Here is a 23,186-nt window from a genome sequence, read left to right on the forward strand (position 1 = left end):
GTTAATGAAATCATGTCCGGAAGAAGCTTATTGAGCAGGAAAATACACCACGTACTTCGTCTCAAAAAAGTCTTCCTCAAAGTATTCAGAAAGCGGGTAAAGATGGACTTCATTAAGCTTTGAATCTTTCAATTCTTCCTGTAAATCACCTCCTTTGAGATACAATACACCATTGGGCAATTTGTTCAATGGTTTTTTGGCAAACTTACCCCTCACCCAGGGATAGAAATCCTTAAGTTGAGTTACCGCCCTCGAAACAATAAAATTAAACTTATCATCAATTTGCTCGGCGCGGGCGTGGGTAGATACTAAATTTTCCAAGCCAATTCCCTTCGAAACTTCCTGTACCACTTTGATCTTTTTCCCAATTGAATCCACCAGGTGAAATTGCGTGTCTGGAAATAAAATCGCCAATGGGATACCGGGAAATCCACCGCCGGTTCCAACATCCAGAACCTTTTCCCCGGGTAAAAAAGGCATCACCTTTGCAATGCTCAACGAATGCAAAATATGATGTAGATAGAGACTATCGATATCCTTTCGGGAAATAACATTGATTTGCGCATTCCAAAAACGATACAATTCTTCAAGCTTGTCAAACTGCTGTTTTTGTTTGGCGCTTAAGCCGGGAAAATACTTATAAATGATATCAGAAGTCACTGCCTGGGTTTTTCTTTCGCCTGCTAAGAACATTATGCAACAGGTCTCTGGCCCGGAATAACTGTGCTTTAACAGTTCCCAAAGGCAGGTCTAATTGCTGAGCAATCTCTTCGTACGACTGTTCTTCGAAGTATCTTAAAATGATAAGTGTTTTATATCGCTGGGGAAGTTTATCAACAATGATCTTTAATTGCTCCTGTTGCTGTTTTTTGATGGAGGTTTCCTCAGGATTTAGGGTATCCGCTTTAATCTGCAACGGGCGCTCATCGCCTTCATCATCCACCATAGAGTTGATAGAAACCATCTTTAACCGCTTTTTGCGAATAAAATCGATGCAATTATTAGTAGCAATCCGAAACAGCCAGGTGCTAAAAGCAAAGTCGGGCTTATATTTATCTATATTCTCGAAAGCTTTTCCAAAGGTCTCGACAGTAAGATCCATCGAATCGTCCTTATTATTCACCATTTTAAGTGCCATAAAATAGATCGAATCTTTGTATCGCTGCATCAACTCAGCATATGCCTTCTGGTCGCCCTCCTTGGCTCTCATCACCAGATTAAAATCGTTTACAGCGTTTGCTGAAAAATTCGGATTTACTTCCATTTAACTTTTTTCTTGAATAAAGAAACTATGCTAAGCACTAGTATATAAAAATTAAAACTCAAATCCAAAACGGGAACCCGCCAAATTAAGTCTTTATAAGCTAACTTTTTCAGAACGGGGTAAAACACAACAAGTTGCACGACCAGCCTCAACAAATAAAAAGAAAGTAACATCCACCACTGGGCTTTCAATATTATCAAAGCAATGATAGACAGATAGAATAATATTGCCGAACCCGTTTGAAGAGAAAGCATTTGCTTATGTTCCGATCTATAAGCTTTCCCGGCTCCCATATGCCGGATTTTTTGCGTAAAATACGCGGAAAAACTACGCTTGGGTTCCGACCAGACATGCGTATCGGGGTGAATTTCAATAGATACATTATCGGGCCGGGCGTTTTGATTTACGAACAAATCATCATCGCCCGAAGGGATATGCATGTGAGAAGCAAAACCCTTGCCTTTGAAAAACAGCGACTTCGTGTACGCCATATTTCTTCCTACTCCCATATATGCTTTCGAAGCAAGAGTATACGAGAAGTAGTTCATCGCTGTCATAAACGTTTCGAAACGAATAAGACGGTTCAAAAATCCGGGATAGATCTTGTATGGCGAGTATCCTAATACTATTTCGGTACTGTTTTTAAAATGCCGCTGCATTTTTTCTATCCAATGGACTGATTGAGGCTCGCAATCGGCATCCGTAAACAAGAGATACTCGTTGCTTGCAGCCTTGATCCCAAGCGAAACGGCAAACTTTTTTCCGTGTTTAAAGCGCTCATGCTCATTTATCGTAACCACCTTTAAACGCTTATAAAGCGAGGCAAATCCCCGCAATACCATATGCGATTCATCACCCGAGCAATCGTTTACTACCACTACTTCAAATTCAGGATAATCTTGTTCAAGGATTAGTGGCAGATTCTTTTCAAGGTTTTTTTCCTCATTGCGGGCGCATATGATCACGGTAACGGGCCGTTTAATCAGAATTTCCTCATCTACAGCTTTATACTTACTGAAGCGCGAATTAATAATCGTGATAAAATATAGTTGAACCCAAAATGCCACCTGCAGCAATAGAAAGGCTGCTATATATAGATTGTCTGCCAATACTTTTTCGTTAAACGGGATGGGCAAAGTTCTAAAATTTCAGCATAATTTAAGCGGCTTTTTTAATTGATTAGCAGGAATTCAGCATTTTTTTCACACGTCTTCCGCTCGCTGACAGCTTTAACAATATTTGACATTTTAAATCAGGCTGACCTTTGTATTTTTAGTATTTTCGCAGGTTTATAATGAGATTTAGACTAGAAGCATCCGATAAGTTTTCGAAAGCAAGAGCGGGCGAAATCACAACCGACCACGGAACGATTCAAACGCCGATTTTTATGCCTGTGGGCACGGCCGGCACGGTAAAAGCAGTCCATCAGCGGGAGCTGGAAGACGATATTAAAGCCGATATTATTTTGGGTAATACTTATCATTTGTATCTCCGGCCCGGTTTAAATACTCTGGAGAAAGCAGGTGGATTGCATAAATTTAACGGATGGACCAGGCCAATTTTGACCGATAGCGGCGGCTACCAGGTTTATTCGTTGAGCGAAGTGCGCAAAATAAAGGAAGAAGGAGTTACTTTTCGCTCGCACATAGATGGTTCTAAACATCTGTTCACCGCCGAGAATGTAATGGATATCCAGCGTGTTATCGGGGCCGATATCATAATGGCTTTTGACGAATGCACCCCGTATCCCTGCGACTATAATTATGCGCGGAAATCATTAGACATGACTCACCGATGGCTAAAAAGATGTTGCGACCGCTTTGATACTACCGAACCGAAATATGGATATTCTCAAACCTTATTTCCCATCGTTCAGGGCTCTGTATATAAAGATTTAAGACAGAAATCGGCGGAAGTGATTGCCTCTTTTAACCGGGAAGGGAACGCTATCGGCGGCTTGTCAGTAGGCGAACCGGCAGAAGAGATGTATGCTATGACAGAGATAGTCTGCGATATTTTGCCGTACGAGAAGCCCAGATATCTTATGGGGGTAGGTACACCGGTCAATATCCTGGAAAACATTGCCCTAGGGGTAGATATGTTTGATTGTGTTATGCCGACGCGAAACGCAAGAAACGGTATGCTCTTCACCAAAAACGGAATTCTGAATATGCGGAATGAGAAATGGAAAGACGACTTTAGTCCGATTGAAGAAGACAGCGATTTGTTTTCTGACCGGAACTATTCCAAAGCTTATCTGCGACATTTAATCATCTCAAAAGAGATTCTTGGGGCGCAAATAGCTACCCTTCATAACCTTCATTTCTACATCTGGCTTGTAAAAGAGGCCCGTGAGAAGATAATATCGGGGGAGTTTTATGATTGGAAGTCTAAAATGATAAAACAGCTATCACAACGTTTATAGAATAATGTTAAAGATTAGATTACTCGATTGGTACATTATCAAGAAATACCTGGGAACATTTGTGTTCACCATGGTAATCTTCTCTGTCATCATTGTAGTGTTTGATATCTCTGAGAGGCTGGATGATTTCATTAAATATGATGCACCGGTTTCAAAAATTATATTCCAGTATTATGCTGGCTTTGTTCCATTTTATCTTAACTTTTTATCTCCTTTAATAAACTTTATCGCAGTGATCTTTTTTACTGCAAAGATGGCTGATCAGACCGAAATAGTACCCATATTAAGCGGCGGTGTAAGCTTTTACCGCTTCCTCTGGCCTTATTTCATCTCATCATTCGTAATATTTTTTGTCACCCTGGTATTCAACATCTTCATCATCCCGGAAACGAACCAGTTAATGGTAGAGTTCGAAAACGTGTATATCGACCCGGAAACGGATAACACTAAGATGTACACACACTTGCAATTGAATAAGAACACCTATGTATATATCGAAAACTTTGATAATAATCAGAAAGTAGGATACAGGTTTTCGCTCGAGAAGTTTAATGGAGACGAGTTGGTAGAAAAAACTGTTGCTGACCGGATTCTGTGGGACTCGGTGAAGCATAAATGGAAACTGGAAAACTTCTCTGTTAGAAAAGTGAGGGGATTGAAAGAAAACATGATAAGCGGCGCCAGCAAAGACACCAGTCTGGATATGAGGCCGGTAGATTTTGAAATCTACGACAATCTCACCAAAGCCATGAACATGCAGGAACTAAACACCCGCATTGAAAAAGAAAAGATCCGCGGCGCGGGAATCATGGACGAGCTTCTTTTGGAGAAATACCGTCGCTTTATTTATCCATTTTCTGCTTTTGTGCTTACGCTGATGGGCGTTGCACTCTCGTCCAGAAAGGTGCGCGGCGGCATAGGTCTGCCCCTGGGAATAGGGATTTTCTTAAGTTTTACATATATTGTATTTATACAGTTCTCTAATATGTTCTGCCTGAAAGGAGGTTTGCCTCCGATAATTGCTGTATTGATTCCGAATATTGCTTTTGGCTTGCTTGGCGTCTACCTGCTGATTAAAGCACCGAAATAAAGGTCATGACTAGTTCCGGTTCACATCTTAAACGCAATCTGTTAGTATTGCATTTAACGGTATTTGTATGGGGTTTTACCGGCATCCTCGGCGCTCTGATCACCATCACGGCCACCCAGTTGGTTTGGTACAGGGTTCTTATCGCGTTTATAACGCTATATGCTTATTTCAGGGCAACTAAGACGAACCTGCGGATAAGCCGAGAAACCTTCTTAAAACTGTTTTTCACAGGAGCGATTGTAGGAGCCCACTGGATTCTTTTTTTTCAGTCCATAAAGTCGTCTACGGTATCGGTTACCCTGGTGTGCCTTTCCTCATTAACACTTTTCACCGCTATTCTGGAGCCAATTTTGAACAGGCAAAAAATCTCCAAACTCGAAATCTTCACTGGATTAGCGATTATAAGCGGCATATACATGATTTTTGAGTTTGAGAGCAAATACACCACCGGCATCATTTTAGGCCTTACCAGCGCGCTTTGTGCAAGCCTGTTTTCAATCATCAACTCCAAACAGATCAAAAACCGGCCGGCCAGTGTTATTAGTTTTTATGAACTGATAGGCGCCTGGTTTTGGATTTCGCTCTTTTTACTGATTACAAATGGCTTCAACAAGCAGATGAATCTTGGATCTCCAGACCTGATTTACCTGTTAATTCTGGGCACCATCTGCACCGCTTTAGCATACGTTGCAGGGGTGTCTGTGATGAAATATTTATCGGCTTTCAGGGTAGCTTTGATCACTAATCTTGAGCCGGTCTATGGCATTATTCTCGGCCTGATTTTCTTCGGAGAGAAGGAACAGATGACGCCAGGATTTTACGCGGGCGCTGTCATAATTTTGACAGCAATATTCCTATATCCCCTTCTAAAAAACAAAAGCGAAAAACGACAGCTTAAGAAACACGCACCCCTGGTCTAAGACTAAAAACAGCACCTTTAAAAAACAAAAAAATACACTAAGCTTTATTTTATAACCCGACTAAAGCACGACTCTTCCGCTCGGTTGGCATGGACAGGCCGGCACATCGTCACCGACCGAAGGTGCTTCTCTCCTAACCAAATCAGCAGCTAGACCGGCAGTACCGACCAGCCCGAAACCAATCCGTTTTCAGAAGCCCACAAAACAAAAATCGCGACTCGAATTACCCGGTCTGCAAGCAGATCACTTCATCCTTTCGTTTTGATGGAAGACCTTGCGAACTTCCAAACAACGAAGAAATACGACAGCGCGCCAGAGGGACCGTCCGCGCTGAGCAACATTGTACAAATTGGAGATCCTCCGAAATCCGCCCGAAACATAATTCAGCACCCGACCGATAACGTAGGAGGGGAGTGTGCAATGACCGCATAAACACACGGAACTTTTAAGCGGGTCTGAATGTATATAATTAAAACTTACCTTTGATCCGATTCCCGGCAAAGCTTCAAGAGAAAACAACACTGATAACAGCTCGAAAAATGGGTAAAATGGGACAAAAAACGGCAAAAATTAGTGCTTCCGAATTAATAATACCTAAACCATAAGATTCTATATAAGAACACATTGAACACTACTAGCAAAATATTCAATTTAATTAGGCAGAAATTTAAAATTCAAATTTTACTAACAAATTTAGCATATGGCCATTTTAAGGCGTAAAAATCAATTTAAATTAATATTAACCAAGGTATTAATATCCTTTATATTAACTTTCACTTTTTCAGTAGCAAGATCCCAGATTTTTCCAGGAGAACAGAACCCTCCTTCCCTTAGATGGATGCAAATTCACACACACAACTTCCAGCTGATCTACCCCACCGGTTTTGAAAACGAAGCCCAACGCATGGCCAATACTCTCGAAGCAAGTATTGGAAAAGTGAGTGCATCTTTAGGAAAGAAGCCGAAGAAAATCTCCATCATTCTCCAGAACCAGGGTACGTCTTCCAATGGATTTGTACAACTTGCCCCGCGCCGGTCTGAGTTCTTTGCTACCCCTTCTCAAGCCTTCGACTTTCAAAATTGGCTCAACAGTCTCGCCGTTCATGAGCTCAGGCATGTGGTCCAATTCGACAAGCTAACTGGCAGATTCAACTCTCCTCCTTTAGAAACATTAGCCCTCGCCATGTTCGGCATTACCCTGCCTTCATGGTTCTTTGAAGGAGACGCTGTAACGACCGAAACACTGCTTACCGGGGCAGGGCGCGGACGCATTCCCGAGTGGTATATAGAATTGAGAACAAATACACTAAGTAAAAAAAAATACAGCTATTCAAAAAATTACTTTGGCTCGGTAAAAGACTTCACACCCGGCTATTATCAGCTCGGGTTTTTCATGAACACCAAAGCGAGAAGAGACTTCGGAAACGATATAAACGACAGTCTGCTCAGCCGCATTTCGCGCAACCCATTCCGACCGTATAACTTCAGCAATTCGCTCAAAAAACTCACCGCAATGAGCACCCGAAAACTTCATGATTCCACCTTTGCCGAACTTGGAAAATTATGGTCGCAGCAGCAGGCCGAACTAAAAACAACAGGCTACGTTTCGCTGAATAAAAGGAGAGATAAAACACCCGAGAATTTATTACTCCCAACGGCAACATCTTCCGGTGGCATCCTCTTTCTCAAAGACAGTAAAGCAGAGACACCGGCTATATACGAACTAAGCTCGGATGGAAAAAGCCGTAAGGTTGTCGCCGTCGGTTCTCAGGAAATTCCTTGGTTCAGTTATGCCGCCGAAAAAATTGTTTGGGATGAATTCAGGTTCGACCCACGCTTCCAGCAGCGATCGTTTAACGTCATCAATATCTTTGACAGAAAAACTAAAACGAAACGACAACTCAGTCACCGAACCCGGCTGTTTGCCCCTGCCCTTTCGCCGGATGGCAATACTATAGCCGCGATAGAAGTTTCGGTTACCCATCAGATCTCGCTGGTGGAAATCAGCGCTGCTACCGGAAAAGAAATCAGGAGGTATTCCGCCCTGAAGGATTACATGTTGCAAATGCCCTCGTATAACCAGTCGGGCGATAAGATCGTGCTTGTTGCAGTAACGTCGGGAGGAAAGGCCTTATATGAGTTAAATCGCATCACGGGCAAATTCATCCAGGTTACAGCCTTTGCCTCACAAGAAATTCTGCGGCCGGTGTATGCCGGTAATCAAATCATCTTTAAGGCCCACTTTAATGGCATCGACAATCTCTACAGATTCGATCCGGCGAATAGCAGAACCTATCAGTTAACCTCAACCAACTTCGGTGCACATAACCCGTTCTTCGACCCGGCCTCTAAACGCCTTCTGTTTAATAACTACAGCGCCGAGGGATACAACATATCGGCGATCCAATTTAGCGGCGCAGAGGGCACAGATATCGCGTTAGCAAAGAAAGAAATAGTGAACTATGCCGACCCCTTACTTAACGAGGAAGAAAAGAAGATCGACTTCGATCAAATTCCACAACAAAAATATTCAAGCAGACGGTACCACGAATTAAACAACCTCTTTTACTTTCACAGTATATTGCCCGTAAACGATGGCAATCCTTTGGCGAACGACAGCAGCCTCGGTTTCCGTCTGCAATCAGACAATAAACTGAACACCCTCAGTTTTTACACCGGCTATCAATTCAATAATGCCCTCAGAAAAAGTGAGTATGAGGCGGGCTTCAGCTACCGCAGATATTTTCCAGTGCTTAATTTCGGTTATATTAACCGTCCAAGGCTGCTCAACCGCACAGTCGTTGTCTCTGGAAAAGGCGTGGTGGTGCCTGTATCTTGGCGGGAGAATGAATACAAAGCAGACGTCAGCATTCCCGTCTTGGCAAACCGTTTCAACAACCTGTATAATTTCAATTTCAAGGTGGGAACCAGCTTTACCGAAAAGTACAACGTGGAAAACAACTTTCCTGCCCTTATCAAAACCTTAGAATTTCCTATGCACTACGAATTCTCTGCTTCGAGAAACTCGAGAAGGAGTGCCCGCGACCTGGCGCCAAAATGGGGACAAAACATTGCCATCAGGTACAGGCACTTTCCGTTCGAAGATCAGGTGAATGGAGAGCTATTTACATTCAGAAGCACATTCTACTTTCCCGGCATGATGAGAAACCATTCACTCCAGGCATCTTTCAACTTTGACAAAGGGAGCGGCGTATATCGGTCTACCGTAGATATTCCGAGGGTAAGTGGTTATGCATTCATGAGCCCTACAAGCAATCCGCGAAATACACTGCTTTTAGACTATAGAATGCCCTTATTTTACCCCGACTGGGAATTAGGTCCACTTGCATATATCAAGCGATTTAAAGGCGGCCTTTTTGCCGATTTTGAAAATATCGATTCGGGGAAACCATTTGCACCACGCTCTTATGGTGCCGAGTTACGCAGCGACATGAATTTACTCCGCTTCCCCTTGCCAAATTTCGATCTAGGGGGAAGAATTATTTTCATCAACGGAAAATCCAATCAAAATCCTATATTCGAAACTATAGTTGTTTATAACCTTTAATCATGAGCGGAAAAACTATTTTCATCGTCATCGCCTCGGTATTAGTAACCATCGTTTTGATGAAGAATACAGAGGAAATTGACTTTTGGCTGTTTGGAGCCACTAAAATTCCGAAGCTGGTGATCCTTGGAACGATGTTTGGCCTCGGTTTTATAATCGGAGTAATGGCGGCAAGGCCTAAAAAGAACGAAATTGTCTATAAAGAACCCGAATTCGAAGTTGTTGAACCTGAACAAAGAAGAACCGGGCTAAGTGACGAAGACCGCGATTACATCAGCTAAATTCCGTAAAACACCTGATTATCCCGCTCTAAATCGGGTAGCGAAACTTCCTTATCAAAAATTCCATATACAGAAGATCCACTGCCACTCATAGAGGCATACAAAGCACCTGCCTGATATAAACCTGCTTTAACTCCTCTCACAGAAGCATGATTTTTAAAAATTGATTCTTCAAAATCGTTTTTAATCTCTGCTTTCCAGTCTTCAAGCGGCAATGATATTAATTCTTTCAAAGATTTGGGGGGATTAGCAGATTTCACTCCCCGGTAAGCTTCCCCCGTTGAAACATGAACAGGAGGCATAACAAGTACAATATAATAACCAGACAGATCAAGTTCTATCGCCTCAAACTCATCGCCCTTTCCAAGTGCAAACACCGGCTTATTCTGAATAAAAAAAGGGCAGTCGGCCCCCAGTTGCCGCGCATAACCCTCCATTGCAGTAGCGTCGAGATTTAAGTTAAACTTGTCATTCAGCAAGCGTATGAAAAAAGCCGCATCCGCTGATCCGCCACCCAGACCTGCTCCAATCGGTATTTGTTTGTGCAGGTGGATTTTTACCGGCGGTATTCCGTAATCCGTTTTGAGCAATTCGTAGGCCTTCAGGCAAAGGTTTTCATTGGCATAACCGGGTATTTCAATTCCAGATGTTTCGAAACTCAGGTCTTCGGCCTCAACCACTTCCAGCGCATCTTTAATGTTCACAGGATAAAAAACCGTTTCAAGATTATGATAGCCATCGCTTCGTCTTGAAAGCACGTTTAAGCCTATATTTATTTTAGCGTTTGGAAAAGTTAGCATGAGTTCTAAACAATTAAGTTTTTGTTCACAATTGTAGGACGGTAAAAATACATTTATTTCTTTTGTAGAAGATGAGACAATATCTTGATTTGATGCAGCACGTGCTGGAGAAGGGCACACAAAAACACGACCGAACCGGCACTGGAACCATTAGTGTGTTCGGGTACCAGATGCGCTTTGATCTGGAGGAGGGATTTCCACTGGTAACCACTAAAAAACTTCACCTGCGATCTATCCTTCACGAGCTCATTTGGTTTCTGAAAGGCGATACAAATATACGTTACCTAAAAGAAAACGGGGTGAGTATATGGGATGAATGGGCTGACGAAAACGGAGACCTTGGCCCGGTGTATGGATATCAGTGGCGCTCGTGGCCAACACCCGATGGCCGGCACATAGACCAGATCACCCAGGTAATTAATCAAATCAAAAACACACCCGATTCCAGACGTTTGATTGTTTCGGCCTGGAACGTGGCGGAGATCGAAAACATGGCGCTTCCTCCCTGCCACAGTTTCTTCCAGTTCTATGTAGCCGATGGAAAGTTAAGCTGCCAACTTTATCAGCGTAGTGCGGATATATTTTTGGGAGTACCATTTAATATCGCTTCGTATGCTTTGCTTACGCTGATGGTTGCACAGGTATGCGGATTAAAACCGGGAGAATTTATCCATACGCTTGGCGATGCCCACCTCTACAATAACCACCTTGAACAAGCAAGGCTTCAACTGAGCCGCGAGCCGCGCCCGCTGCCACAGGTGAGGTTAAACCCTGAGGTTAAAGATATCTTCGATTTCAAATTCGAAGATTTCACATTAGAAAATTATGAGCCGCATCCACACATTAAGGCGCCGGTTGCGGTATGATGTTATCGTCATTCAAATCAAAAATGAACTTATCCGCAGTCGTAGTCGTCGACCAAAATTGGGGAATTGGAAAGAACAACCAACTTCTCGTCCACTTCCCCGCAGACCTCAAACGCTTCAAAGCTATCACCACCGGCCACAGTATTATTATGGGCCGTAAAACGTTTGAAAGCATGGGGCGGGTGCTTCCCAACAGAAGAAATATTGTAATCAGCCGCCAAGCCGATCTTGAAATTCCCGGAGCCGAAGTAACGCACTCTTTAGAAAGCGCAGTGGCGCTATGTAATCAAGAGCAAGAAGTGTTCATCATTGGTGGCGCAGAGATATTTAAACAGGCGCTTCCCCAGCTAGATAAAATATATCTCACAAAAATTCATAAAAGTTTCAATGCTGATACTTTCTTTCCTGAAATCACACCTGAGGAGTGGAAAGAAACAGAGAGGGAAGATTTTCAACCCGACGAGAAAACGCCGTTTTCATACTCCTTCCTTACCTTTCAAAAGCAATAAATCCCAGGCTTAATTTTTTCCACATTAAAGAATTTCATAAAACAAAAATTTACTTAGATTTGCCGTCTTATCTAAAAAGGGCTTAAACAAAAGAAACAATACAATATAAATCAAAATGCAAGGTAAAGGACTGATTAAATTCGTCGCTATAGCGTTAACCATAGGGTGTTTATACTCCCTGTCGTTCACGTGGATGGCAAACATGGTTGAGAATAGAGCTGAGAAATTTGCCAAAGGCGACCCTTCAAAAGAAAAAGCATATCTCGATTCTATGGGCACCGAGCCCATATTCGATTTTTTGCCTTTTACATATAATTATGCAAGAGATCGCGAAATTCCTCTGGGCCTTGACTTAAAAGGTGGGATGAATGTTACTATGGAAATCTCCCTTACCGAGCTGGTAAGTAATCTTGCAAATAAAAATCAGGATCAAAGCCTGAACACTGCGATAAGAAATGCAGATGCCCGCTTAAAAAGCAGTCAAAAAGATTTCATCACATTATTCGGAGAAGAATTTGAAAAGCTTAACCCTAACGGAAAACTTGCAACTTATTTTGCAACCAGAGAGAACTCAGCCTCGGTTAAACCCGATGCCAGCAATGAAGATGTACTGAAGTTCCTTCGTAAGGAGTCTGAAAGCGCAATCGACAGATCTTTCAACGTTCTTCGTACCCGTATTGATAAATTTGGCGTTACATCACCAAACATTCAAAAACAGCAAGGCACGAATCGCATACTGATTGAACTTCCCGGTGTATCCGACCAGCAGCGTGTCCGCAAGCTTTTATCAGGCTCGGCTAAACTGGAGTTTTGGGAAACTTATGAAAATGCAGAGATCTTACCTTTGCTTCAAAACCTAGACAAAACCTTAGCGGCAATCCAGCAACCGGCCAAAGACACTGCAAAAGCAGCTGGAACGACAACTACTACCGGAGGCGGAAAATTAGCCAACCTCGGCGCGAAGAAAGATTCGGCAGGAAAGGATACATCTAAAGCAGCCTTTAATCGTGAAGAATTCGCTAAGACTAATCCGCTATTTGCGGTTCTGCAGCCAGCACTTTATCAGGGAGCAGATGGCCAGCAAGCTCCAAGACCTGGTTCTGTAATTGGCTATTCTGCTCAAAAAGACACAGCGAAAGTAAATGCGTATTTAAACAATTCAGCTGTTAAAGGCATGATCCCGGCAAACGCAAGATTTTACTGGTCTGTTAAACCCCTAAGTGAAAAAGACCTCGTTTTTGAATTACATGCATTAAAAGCAACGGGATTTGACGGTTCGCCGGCACTTGCTGGTGATGTAATTACAGATGCACGTGATGACATAGGTCAGGATGGTCGCCCGGAAGTGGTGATGAACATGAACGCCGATGGATCTAGCAGATGGAAACAGATTACCGCACAAGCTGCTGGTGATGCTAACAATCCAAACGATAATAGATCTATAGCGATTGTATTAGATAACTATGTTTATTCTGCGCCGACTGTACAACAGGAAATAGCGGGTGGCACCTCACAAATATCGGGAAACTTCACTGCGGCTGACACTAAGGATCTTGCAAACGTGCTAAAAGCGGGTCGCTTGCCTGCACCGGCCAAGATAGTTAGTGAGTACGTGGTTGGACCATCTTTAGGAGCAGAGTCTATACAAAAAGGCTTAATATCGACACTAATCGGTATCGCGGTAATTCTGATTTTCATGGCGATGTATTACAGCAAAGCCGGATGGGTTGCCAACGTTGCACTGATAGTGAACTTATTCTTCCTGATGGGAGTTCTCGCTTCGTTAGGGGCAGTGCTCACCTTGCCAGGAATTGCCGGTATCGTACTATCACTCGGTATGTCGGTTGACGCAAACGTACTCATCTACGAACGGGTGCGGGAAGAATTATCGGCTGGGAAAAGCTTAAGAACTGCCATTGCTGAAGGTTTCAGCAAAGCGATGTCTTCTATCCTCGACTCAAACATAACGACCTTTTTAACGGGAGTTGTACTCTATGTATTTGGAAGCGGACCAATAGCAGGTTTCGCTACAACGTTAATGATCGGTATCGTTACTTCGTTATTCGCAGCAATTTTCATTACTCGTCTAATCTTTGAAGGAATGCTTAAAAATGATAAGCCGATCAGCTTCTCCATTAAGGCAACCGAGAATTTATTCAAAGATTCGAAATTTGATTTCATCAGCGGAAGAAGAAAGTTCTATCTACTTTCAGGAATTATCATCTTTGCCGGTTTGGTTTCTATGTTCACTAAAGGCTTCAGCTTGGGTGTAGACTTTAAAGGTGGGCGTTCCTATTTCGTAGAATTTAAACAGGACGTTAACACCAACGAGGTACGGAACGTATTGGAAAAAGAGTTTGGTGATGCTCCTGAGGTAAAAACTATTGGGTTAAACGATAACGAGGTAAAAATAACCACAGCTTATAGAATTGATGAGGCGACTGAAGCTGCGGAATCTGAGGTATCCCAAAGGCTGAATAACGGATTAAAACAGATCAGCCCGGATTATGAGATAAAAGATGCTCAGAAAGTAGGACCTACCATTGCTAACGACATCAAGATCTCGGCCATCTACTCGGTGATATTTACGATTGTGATCATCTTTGTTTACATTCTGATCCGTTTCCGCCGCTGGCAGTTTGGTGTTTCGGCGATCGTTGCCTTACTACACGACGTACTTGTTCTTCTTTCGATATTCACATTATTAGATGGAATTGTTCCTTTCTCGCTGGATATCGACCAGGCCTTTATCGCTGCTGTACTAACAGTGATGGGATATTCTATTAACGATACGGTAGTAGTATTCGACCGTGTAAGGGAGTATATCGCAGAGCGGAACACTAAGAATGAGGCCCTTCCAACGGTTATTAACAACGCCTTAAACAGTACCCTAAGCCGTACGGTAGTAACAGGTATTTGTACCATTGCAGTTCTATTAGTGATCTTCATTTTCGGTGGAGACATTTTGAGAGGATTCTCTTTTGCAATGTTAATCGGTGTTATCTTCGGAACATATTCATCACTATTTGTGGCAACGCCATTTGTGGTTGAAATGATCAAAAACAAAGAAGAAGTTAAACCAGAACCGGCAAAAGTTCAGGCTTAATCCATTCTAAACATATTTTAAAGCACCCATCCCTCCCGATGGGTGCTTTTTTATTTTTAAATTGCGCTGAAATAGAGCCGGCTTCAACATTTTCTACCCAACGTTGGTTATTAAAGCAGAATATGAAATCAAACATTCCCCCAGTAAATTTTCCAAAAGTAATTATAGTCGGCGGCGGTTTTGGAGGCATCCAGTTAGCCAAAAACCTTAATAACAAAGAAGTACAGGTTTTTATGCTCGACAGGCACAATTACCACACCTTTCAGCCTCTTCTATATCAGGTGGCGACGGGGGGCCTCGAAGCCGACTCCATCGCTTTCCCCCTACGGAAAATATTTAAGGGGCAAAAGAATTTTACCTTCAGGAATACAGACGTCCTTTCGATTAATCCGGAAAATAACTCGATAAGCACTACAATAGGCGATTTTGACTACGATTATCTGGTTCTTGCAACCGGCTCGGACACTAATTTTTTCGGATCGAAAGAGCTCGAGCATTTTACCATGCCGATGAAAACTATTCCCGAGGCATTGAATCTGAGAAGTATGCTGTTGCAGAACCTTGAAGAAGCCTTAATAGAACACGATCCTGTTAAGAAAGCCGCGCTGCTAAACTTTGTGGTGGTAGGGGGCGGCCCAACCGGTGTTGAACTTTCGGGCGCTATATCAGAACTAAAGCGCCATGTATTAAAGAAGGATTATCCGGAGCTTAATATCGGCGATGTCAATATCTATCTGATCGAAGGCTCTAATGTGGTGCTCGGCCCTATGTCTGTGCAGGCACAACGCAGCGCCAAAGAGTTTCTCGAAGAAATGGGCGTAAACGTAGTTACCGGGGTTACAGTGGTATCTTACGACGGAGATGTGATAAAGCTCTCTAACGAGGTAGAGATTGTTTCAAAGAATGTACTTTGGTCTGCCGGTGTTAAGGGGAATTTCCCCGAAGGCATCTCAAACGATCATATAGTGCGGGGAGGACGGATAAAAGTAGATCGCTTTAACAGGATTGAAGGCTACAGCAACATTTTCGCTATTGGAGACGTGGCGGCGATGATTACGAATGAAACACCTAACGGTCATCCTGGTGTGGCACCGGTAGCGATGCAGCAGGGAAAACTGCTGTCAAAAAACCTTATCAAAATAATAAATAAAGAAGAACCAGAGCCTTTCGAGTACTTTGATAAAGGATCAATGGCAACAGTTGGCCGAAACCGGGCTGTTGTTGATATTGGTAAAATCAGGTTCCAGGGCATTTTCGCCTGGTTTGTTTGGATGTTCGTCCATTTAATGAGCCTTGTCGGCTTTAGAAATAAACTGGTGGTGTTTGTAAACTGGATTTGGAGCTATTTCAGTTTCGACAGAGGTACAAGACTGATCATCCGTCCGTTTAACAGAGAATCAATGACCGAAGATACTTCAAATAAATAAACCCCATGGCACGCCCGGTGAAAGTGAAGCTGATTGAATGCCCCCGCGATGCGATGCAGGGCGTCAATTATTTTATATCGACGGCCGACAAAATCAAATATCTCAATCTTCTGCTGAAAGCCGGCTTTGACACACTGGATTTCGGAAGTTTTGTATCCCCCAAAGCGATCCCTCAATTGGCCGACACAGCCGAAGTACTGAACAATTTAGACATAGGTTCATCCACCACCAAATTGCTAGCCATCGTAGCTAATTTGAGAGGGGTTGATGAAGCATTGAAACATCCATCTATTACGTATTTAGGTTATCCTTTCTCAATTTCAGAAATTTTTCAAAAACGCAATACTAATTCGAATATAAAAACCTCCTTGTCAACTGTTGAAGAACTGCTTAGCAAGTGTGATAAAGCCCAAAAAACTGCTGTAATTTACCTGTCTATGGCGTTCGGAAACCCTTACGGGGAGGAGTGGAATGAAGAATTAGTAGTTAAATGGACATCAGAACTGGTAAAAAGAGGAGCCTCTATTATTTCGCTCTCCGACACCGTCGGTGTTTCTACCCCAACAAATATTGCCAATCTTTTTGATGGGATCAGCACCAGCTTTCCTGAAATAGAAGTGGGCGTTCACTTGCATAGCAGGCCTGAAAACTGGCGAGAAAAAATCGATGCCGCTTATCAGAATGGATGCCGTCGCTTCGACGCGGCAATTAGGGGTTTTGGCGGCTGCCCTATGGCTTCAGATAGCCTTACCGGAAATATAGCTACCGAAAATCTTATCGGTTACCTCGAAGAGAATAACGAGCCTTTAGGCCTCGACATGCAAAGTATTGAAAAAGCGATAAGGTTTTCTTTTAAGATCTTTCATTAAGGTGAAGCACCATTTTATAGTGCCTTATTCCCACTTCATCAAATTCGGCCCCTTCTTTTACAAAGCCAAACTTTTCATATAGCGAACTGGCCTGAATCTGAGCATGCAGGTAAACGTATCCGGTACCGGTGGGAAGGTCGTTAAGAACAGCCTGAACAAGCGCCTGCCCCACTCCCTTACCTCTAAACTCCTTCAGCACCGCGAACCGTTGCAACTTGATACCTTTTGCAGTGGGCCACCATCTGGCGGTACCTGCAGCCACGTTATCTACAGTGGCCAGAAAATGGACGCATTCGTCTTCATTTTCCCATTCCAGGTCAGGCGGGCAGTTCTGTTCTTCAATAAACACCTTACGCCTGATTTTATGGATGGCATCAAATTCCTGCTTTGTAACCACCTTGCGTACTTCTATCATGATCTTTTTTAACCAAAAACGCCAGGCTGTTGGCCCGGCGTTTCTCAAATCCTTACAGATTAAAGTTTATCATTTACATTGATGCAATTCAAATCTTCGAAGGCCTGGGTTAAACGCTTAACGAAATTTTCTTCGCCTTTGCGTAACCAAACACGTGGATCATAGAATTTTTTATTAGGCGAATCTGCACCTTCAGGGTTTCCGATCTGAGTTTGAAGATATCCTTCTTTCGACTGATAGAAGTCCTTAATTCCTTCCCAAAAAGCCCATTGCATATCGGTATCGATATTCATTTTGATAGCACCGTATGAGATAGCCTCTCTTATTTCTTCCTTCGATGAACCAGACCCGCCATGGAATACAAAGTTTATCGGCTTTTCTTCGGCAATATTAAACTCCTGACGGATATGTTCCTGAGAATTTTTAAGGATTACCGGCTGAAGTTTAACGTTACCTGGTTTGTATACGCCATGCACATTTCCAAAAGCTGCTGCGATAGTAAATCGTGGACTTACTTCACTCAGTTCTTTGTAGGCATAAGCAACTTCAGAAGGTTGTGTATAAAGTTTTGAACTATCTACGTCTGAATTGTCTACTCCATCTTCTTCACCGCCGGTTACACCAAGTTCTATTTCGATGGTCATACCCAATTTCTTCATTCGCTCAAGGTAAGTCTTCGATATTTCAAGGTTTTCCTCAATTGATTCCTCAGAAAGATCAAGCATGTGAGACGAGAACAGGGGCTTGCCTGTTTGCTGATGGAAGCGCTCTCCGTGAGAAAGCAGGCCGTCTATCCATGGCAATAACTTCTTTGCAGCATGATCTGTATGCAAAATTACCGCCACACCATAGTGCTCGGCCAATAAATGAACATGACGTGCAGCAGATACCGCACCCAGTATACAGGCCTCTAACTTTTCGTTATTGAGTGATTTTCCAGCATAAAACTGCGCACCACCGTTAGAAAGTTGAATAATTACCGGAGAGTTAACAGCTTTTGCTGTTTCCATAACGGCATTTATAGAGTTAGTATTAATGACATTGACGGCTGGAAGAGCAAATTGATGCTTTTTAGCCTGTTCAAACAGTTCCTGCACGGCATCGCCATATAATACTCCTTTATAATTCTTAAGATTCATATTCTTTTTTTTCTAATTGAGCCCGAAAATAAAAAAATTATTTAAGCTAATTGATGATAAGGTCAATATTCGTAATTAGATGATAATTATTCATAACAATAGATAAATACAAAGGGTTCTGTTAAAATTTCGTTTATTTGTACCGCTCATTCCAAAAGACATATGGCCTGGTTTAAAAGAGAAAAAAAAGGAATTATCACGTCTACCCAAGAAAAAAAAGAAGCTCCTGATGGGATCTGGAACAAATGTCCAGAATGTAAGAAGCCCTTACATTACGCAGAGCAAGTGGAGAATAAATACGTTTGCCATTACTGCAACTATCACTTAAGAATAGGTTCAAAAGAATATTTTTCTGTTCTTTTCGACAACAACGAGTTTACCGAACTATTTCCCGCCCTCCGCTCCGGAGACCCATTAAACTTCAACGATAACAAAAAATATACCGACCGATTAGAAGAAAGCAATAAAAAAACCGGGTTGATTGATGCCATCCGTTCTGGCCATGGTAAAATTGATGGACAGGATCTGGTAATTGCCTGTATGGATTTCAATTTTATCGGCGGATCAATGGGCTCGGTAGTGGGGGAAAAGATCGCACGCTCTATAGACTATTGTATTCAGCATAGAATTCCCTTTTTAATGATTTCGAAATCTGGCGGAGCCAGAATGATGGAAGCGGCATTTTCTTTAATGCAAATGGCCAAAACTTCTGCCAAGCTTGCCTTGCTTAGTAAAGCGAGGATCCCTTATATTTCTTTGTTAACCGATCCTACTACAGGCGGTGTTACAGCATCGTACGCCATGCTTGGAGACGTTAACATTGCCGAACCAGGAGCCTTAATAGGCTTTGCAGGACCACGCGTAATTAAAGAAACGATTAAGAAAGATTTACCGAAAGGCTTTCAAACCTCAGAATTCGTTTTGGAGCACGGTTTTCTCGACTTCATCGTCGACCGCAGACAAATGAAGGAAAAACTTGCGACCTTTCTGAAAATGATGAATAACTAAGACCTCAGTAAAAAGAAAAAAAGCCCCAAAAGGGGCTTTTTCTTTTTATCTTCCGGTTGTATTTCTACTTCCCAGGTTAGGATCTTTAGCCGTTGTATTAAAGTCTCCCTTTGAAACCAGCTTCTTCTCCCCTTTCTTTTTAGGCGGATTAATCAGTTTCTTAGAAGGCTTATCCGAGGGAGTTTGCCCAGTATGATTATGTTTCAATTTTTCGTCTGACATAAGATTAAGGTCTGTCTGAACCAGGTAAACCGGGTTCGTGATCAAGCATAGTACCGGTTACGCGGCCGTGGGGCCTTGTTGAAAAATCGGCACTTGTATCAACAGATGTTCTTGCCGTAGCATCGTCGATATCGTCATCTTCGTCGAGCAGGTCATCATCATCGGCAAAATCATCTTCCTCTTCCAGATCTGGCGTTATTGCAGTATCCAGATCATCATCGTCGTCTATTAAATCGTCATCATCGTCGAAATCATCATCCGGGTCTATTTGCGATTTTATATCGACAATATCATCATCTTCGTCCAGGTCTTCCTCGGTGTCTAAATCAACATCCAGGTCTTCATCATCGCCATAGTCTTCATCGTCTGGGTCAATTCTTAAATCATTAAGCTCATCTTCCTCGATAGCGTCTCCCAGCGGAGTTATTTCGGTATTCTCGCCCAGGTCATCGTTACTATAATCTACGTCCTCGTCGTCATTAACAGATTCTTCTCTTGAAGGATCTACCCTTAAATAATCATCCTGAATAGTTAAGTATTCTTCGCGAAATAGTTCCATGTCTTTCTAGTTTTAGGTATAATTTATACTCATAGAACAGCCGTGATTACCCAGTTTGTTTTGTAAAAAACCGAAAAAAAATAAAATAAGCTTTAGTTAAGAGAAATTAACCTGAAACAGGCTTCTAAGCTTCGACACTACAAAATCTATTTCTTCTGTAGTATTAAACTTGCTGAACGAGAACCTTATCGCGGGACGGTTGGGATTTGAACCGATTCCTTCCAGCACATGTGAACCGATGTTTGTCCCAGAACTACAAGCGCTGCCGCCGGATACTGATATGCCGGCGATATCGAGATTAAAAAGAAGCATATCTGCTATTTCCGTCTCAGGAAACAAGACGTTTAATACCGTATATAAACTACTGTCGGGTGCAATTTCGCCGTTAAACTCTACGCCGGGAATATTATTGATCAGCTTGTCAATCAGGTAAGACTTCAATCCCTGTATGTAACTATGATGCTCAGCCATTTCCTCAGATGCAATCTCGAGTGCCTTGGCTAAACCAACTATTCCGTGAAGGTTCTCGGTCCCGCCACGCATATTCCTCTCTTGCGCGCCGCCATAAATCATGGGGTTAATTTTGAGCTTATGATTGATATAAAGGAAACCGATTCCTTTCGGTCCATGAAATTTATGAGCGGCACAGGTGATGAAATCAGCTTTAAGAACCTGAAGATCGATAGGGTAATGCCCCATGGTTTGCACCGTATCACAATGAAATATAGCGTTGTGCTTTTTACAGATATCTCCAACAGCTTCAACATCGGTAAGCGTGCCGATTTCGTTATTCGCGTGCATTAAAGAAACGAAGCTTCGGTCGTGTCCGGCCAGCAGTTCATCCAGATGGGATAAATTGATATTACCCCTACCATCAATATCAACGAAACTTAGTTCAATTAATCCACTCTTCTGCATTGCCTGCAGGGTGTGGAGCACAGCATGATGTTCTATTCTGGTAGTTACTGCATGTTTTATATCGTGGTCAACAATTCCGCAACGAATGGCCATATTATCAGCTTCAGTGCCGCCCGACGTAAAAAAAATCTCGGAGGGCGACGTGTGAAGCAAGGCGGCAACGGTTTTACGTGCTTTCTCGATAACGGTGCGGGCTTCGCGTCCATGTGAATGAATAGATGAGGGATTACCAAACTGGCTTTCCATCACACGATACATTTCCTTTAATACTTCCGGGTCTAGCGGAGTTGTAGCAGCATTATCTAAATAAACCTTCACGCCAGATCGTAAATAATCAATACTTATCCCTCTAATTGGAGGATTTCTTTGATATCAGCAATTATCTTATTCGCCAGGTTATTCGCTACCGTTTCAGAATCGCCTTCAGAATAAATCCGGATAATAGGCTCGGTGTTTGAGCGGCGCAAATGTACCCACTGTTTATCAAACTCAATTTTCAAACCGTCTATAGTAGAATAAGGCTGATTTTGATATTTTTCTTCCACTTTCTTCAACAGTCCATCGATATCCATCTCTGGAGTGAGAGTTATCTTATTTTTAGAGATAAAATAGGCGGGATAAGAACTTTTCAAAGCAGAGATCGACTTGCCTGACTTAGCCAGGTGGGTTAGAAACAAAGCTATCCCAACCAATGCATCCCTGCCGTAATGCGACTCCGGATAAATTACTCCACCATTTCCTTCACCACCAATAACCGCATTCGTCTCTTTCATCTTATTAACTACATTCACTTCGCCAACTGCCGCAGCGTTATATTCACTGCCGGATGCTTCAGTAACATCGCGTAAAGCACGAGTTGAAGAAAGATTAGAGACCGTATTTCCAGGCGTGTTTTTCAGTACGTAGTCTGCAACCGCCACCAGCGTATACTCTTCACCAAACATGCTTCCATCTTCGCATACAAAGCATAAGCGGTCTACATCCGGATCTACCGCAATGCCCAGATGTGCCTTTTTAGTGATCACCTCCTGGGCCAGGGCGACTAAGTTCTCTGGAAGCGGCTCAGGGTTATGCGGGAAATGCCCATCGGGGGTACAGTATAATTCGAAAACAGTTTCCACGCCCAGCGCTTTCAGCAAAGCTGGAACGAAGATCCCACCGCTTGAATTCACACAATCAATTGCCACTCTAAACCTTGCATTGCGGATAGCTTCAACATCAACCAATGGAAGCGCTAAAACTTTATCTATGTGTTTTTGAAGGTACGAATCGTCCAGAATAACCTTACCCAACTGATTGACGTCTGCAAACTCCATATCGAGCTGCTCGGCCAGATCAAGTACCTCTTTTCCGTCGGCCTCGCTTATAAATTCACCTTTTTCGTTCAAGAGCTTTAAGGCATTCCATTGTTTCGGATTATGGCTCGCGGTGATTATTATACCACCTCCGGCATGTTCGTCAGGAACCGCAATCTCTACGGTCGGGGTGGTTGATAATCCCAAATCAATCACATCAATGCCTATGCTTTGTAAAGTTCCGGCAATCAGATTACGAACCATCTCACCAGATATCCGAGCATCGCGGCCGATAACTATTTTTTTATTACCACTTCGCTGGGCTGTCCACTTACCAAATGCGGCTGTAAATTTTAATATATCAACGGGCGTTAATCCGTTTCCGGGCGTTCCGCCAATAATACCTCTGATACCTGAAATTGATTTTATGAGAGTCACCTTATTTGTGTTTTGGAGGTCAAAAATAAGAATATAAAGAAGAACCCCCAACCTTAAAAGCGGCGGA

The 23,186-nt window shown here is 42.7% G+C and carries 21 protein-coding genes; 11 read left to right on the forward strand and 10 right to left on the reverse strand.

The annotated features are described in order from the left end of the window. Positions 1-27: 27 nt before the first annotated feature. Genes rsmG through J3P43_RS13320 form a run of 3 tightly spaced genes read right to left on the reverse strand, consistent with a single transcriptional unit; the run spans position 28 to position 2,373 of the window. On the reverse strand, positions 28-693 hold the full coding sequence (gene rsmG / locus J3P43_RS13310; RefSeq protein WP_255903180.1) for a 16S rRNA (guanine(527)-N(7))-methyltransferase RsmG: 666 nt from the start codon (positions 691-693) through the stop codon (positions 28-30). Next, entirely contained in the window at positions 650-1,264 is a 615-nt protein-coding gene (locus J3P43_RS13315) for an RNA polymerase sigma factor (protein ID WP_255903182.1), read from the reverse strand. The genes rsmG and J3P43_RS13315 overlap by 44 nt, the downstream gene beginning before the upstream one ends. Continuing rightward, positions 1,255-2,373, reverse strand: coding sequence for a glycosyltransferase (locus J3P43_RS13320; protein ID WP_255903184.1), 1,119 nt, complete (start codon positions 2,371-2,373; stop codon positions 1,255-1,257). Before J3P43_RS13320 ends, J3P43_RS13315 begins: the two co-directional genes overlap by 10 nt. 185 nt (positions 2,374-2,558) lie before the next feature. Between J3P43_RS13320 and tgt the strand changes: the two genes are divergently transcribed. From tgt to J3P43_RS13345, 5 genes are all read left to right on the forward strand, one after another. Further along, entirely contained in the window at positions 2,559-3,689 is a 1,131-nt protein-coding gene (gene tgt, locus J3P43_RS13325) for a tRNA guanosine(34) transglycosylase Tgt (RefSeq protein WP_255903186.1), read from the forward strand. A gap of 4 nt (positions 3,690-3,693) precedes the next feature. Next, positions 3,694-4,779, forward strand: coding sequence for an LptF/LptG family permease (locus J3P43_RS13330; RefSeq protein ID WP_255903188.1), 1,086 nt, complete (start codon positions 3,694-3,696; stop codon positions 4,777-4,779). 5 nt (positions 4,780-4,784) lie between these two features. Further along, positions 4,785-5,699, forward strand: coding sequence for a DMT family transporter (locus J3P43_RS13335; RefSeq protein ID WP_255903190.1), 915 nt, complete (start codon positions 4,785-4,787; stop codon positions 5,697-5,699). Between the two features lie 838 nt (positions 5,700-6,537). Next, positions 6,538-9,267: a TolB family protein gene (locus J3P43_RS13340; RefSeq protein ID WP_255903192.1), complete on the forward strand. Its 2,730-nt coding sequence runs from the start codon at positions 6,538-6,540 to the stop codon at positions 9,265-9,267. Between the two features lie 2 nt (positions 9,268-9,269). Next, entirely contained in the window at positions 9,270-9,548 is a 279-nt protein-coding gene (locus J3P43_RS13345) for a hypothetical protein (protein ID WP_255903194.1), read from the forward strand. Here J3P43_RS13345 and ispE read toward each other — a convergent pair. Next, positions 9,545-10,348, reverse strand: coding sequence for a 4-(cytidine 5'-diphospho)-2-C-methyl-D-erythritol kinase (ispE, locus tag J3P43_RS13350; protein WP_255903196.1), 804 nt, complete (start codon positions 10,346-10,348; stop codon positions 9,545-9,547). The two genes, J3P43_RS13345 and ispE, sit on opposite strands and share 4 nt — an antisense overlap. Before the next feature lie 71 nt (positions 10,349-10,419). Between ispE and J3P43_RS13355 the strand changes: the two genes are divergently transcribed. The 5 genes from J3P43_RS13355 (at position 10,420) to J3P43_RS13375 (ending at position 17,125) form a co-directional block, all read left to right on the forward strand. Beyond that, complete coding sequence (locus J3P43_RS13355; RefSeq protein ID WP_255903198.1) at positions 10,420-11,214, forward strand: thymidylate synthase; 795 nt, start codon at positions 10,420-10,422, stop codon at positions 11,212-11,214. Positions 11,215-11,237: 23 nt separating this feature from the next. Next, complete coding sequence (locus J3P43_RS13360; protein ID WP_255903200.1) at positions 11,238-11,723, forward strand: dihydrofolate reductase; 486 nt, start codon at positions 11,238-11,240, stop codon at positions 11,721-11,723. Between the two features lie 115 nt (positions 11,724-11,838). Continuing rightward, on the forward strand, positions 11,839-14,829 hold the full coding sequence (secDF, locus tag J3P43_RS13365) for a protein translocase subunit SecDF (RefSeq protein ID WP_255903202.1): 2,991 nt from the start codon (positions 11,839-11,841) through the stop codon (positions 14,827-14,829). A 122-nt stretch (positions 14,830-14,951) separates the two neighbouring features. Beyond that, positions 14,952-16,256: an NAD(P)/FAD-dependent oxidoreductase gene (locus J3P43_RS13370; protein WP_255903204.1), complete on the forward strand. Its 1,305-nt coding sequence runs from the start codon at positions 14,952-14,954 to the stop codon at positions 16,254-16,256. 5 nt (positions 16,257-16,261) lie between these two features. Then, positions 16,262-17,125 (forward strand): hydroxymethylglutaryl-CoA lyase, encoded by an 864-nt coding sequence (locus J3P43_RS13375; RefSeq protein WP_255903206.1) that lies wholly within the window; start codon positions 16,262-16,264, stop codon positions 17,123-17,125. On the opposite strand, the gene J3P43_RS13380 is transcribed toward J3P43_RS13375, so the two are convergent. Together J3P43_RS13380 and fbaA are read right to left on the reverse strand one after the other, a co-directional pair. Beyond that, entirely contained in the window at positions 17,109-17,540 is a 432-nt protein-coding gene (locus J3P43_RS13380) for a GNAT family N-acetyltransferase (protein ID WP_255903208.1), read from the reverse strand. The genes J3P43_RS13375 and J3P43_RS13380 overlap by 17 nt on opposite strands. A 59-nt stretch (positions 17,541-17,599) precedes the next feature. Beyond that, positions 17,600-18,679, reverse strand: a complete 1,080-nt coding sequence (gene fbaA, locus J3P43_RS13385; protein ID WP_255903210.1) for a class II fructose-bisphosphate aldolase — start codon at positions 18,677-18,679, stop codon at positions 17,600-17,602. A 162-nt stretch (positions 18,680-18,841) separates the two neighbouring features. On the opposite strand from fbaA, the gene accD reads away from it, so the two are divergent. Then, the gene (accD, locus tag J3P43_RS13390) at positions 18,842-19,687 is read left to right on the forward strand and encodes an acetyl-CoA carboxylase, carboxyltransferase subunit beta (RefSeq protein WP_255903212.1); all 846 of its coding nucleotides are present in this window, start codon (positions 18,842-18,844) and stop codon (positions 19,685-19,687) included. A 45-nt stretch (positions 19,688-19,732) separates the two neighbouring features. Here the strand turns inward: accD and J3P43_RS13395 are convergent, their stop codons facing one another. From J3P43_RS13395 to glmM, 4 genes are all read right to left on the reverse strand, one after another. Further along, positions 19,733-19,909 (reverse strand): hypothetical protein, encoded by a 177-nt coding sequence (locus J3P43_RS13395; protein ID WP_255903214.1) that lies wholly within the window; start codon positions 19,907-19,909, stop codon positions 19,733-19,735. A gap of 4 nt (positions 19,910-19,913) precedes the next feature. After that, positions 19,914-20,468 (reverse strand): hypothetical protein, encoded by a 555-nt coding sequence (locus tag J3P43_RS13400; RefSeq protein ID WP_255903216.1) that lies wholly within the window; start codon positions 20,466-20,468, stop codon positions 19,914-19,916. A 96-nt stretch (positions 20,469-20,564) separates the two neighbouring features. Beyond that, complete coding sequence (locus J3P43_RS13405; RefSeq protein ID WP_255903218.1) at positions 20,565-21,704, reverse strand: cysteine desulfurase family protein; 1,140 nt, start codon at positions 21,702-21,704, stop codon at positions 20,565-20,567. 23 nt (positions 21,705-21,727) lie between these two features. Then, on the reverse strand, positions 21,728-23,119 hold the full coding sequence (gene glmM / locus J3P43_RS13410; RefSeq protein ID WP_255903220.1) for a phosphoglucosamine mutase: 1,392 nt from the start codon (positions 23,117-23,119) through the stop codon (positions 21,728-21,730). Positions 23,120-23,186: the final 67 nt, after the last annotated feature.

It is taken from the genome of Paradesertivirga mongoliensis (assembly GCF_024436395.1).
GTDB lineage: Bacteria > Bacteroidota > Bacteroidia > Sphingobacteriales > Sphingobacteriaceae > Paradesertivirga > Paradesertivirga mongoliensis.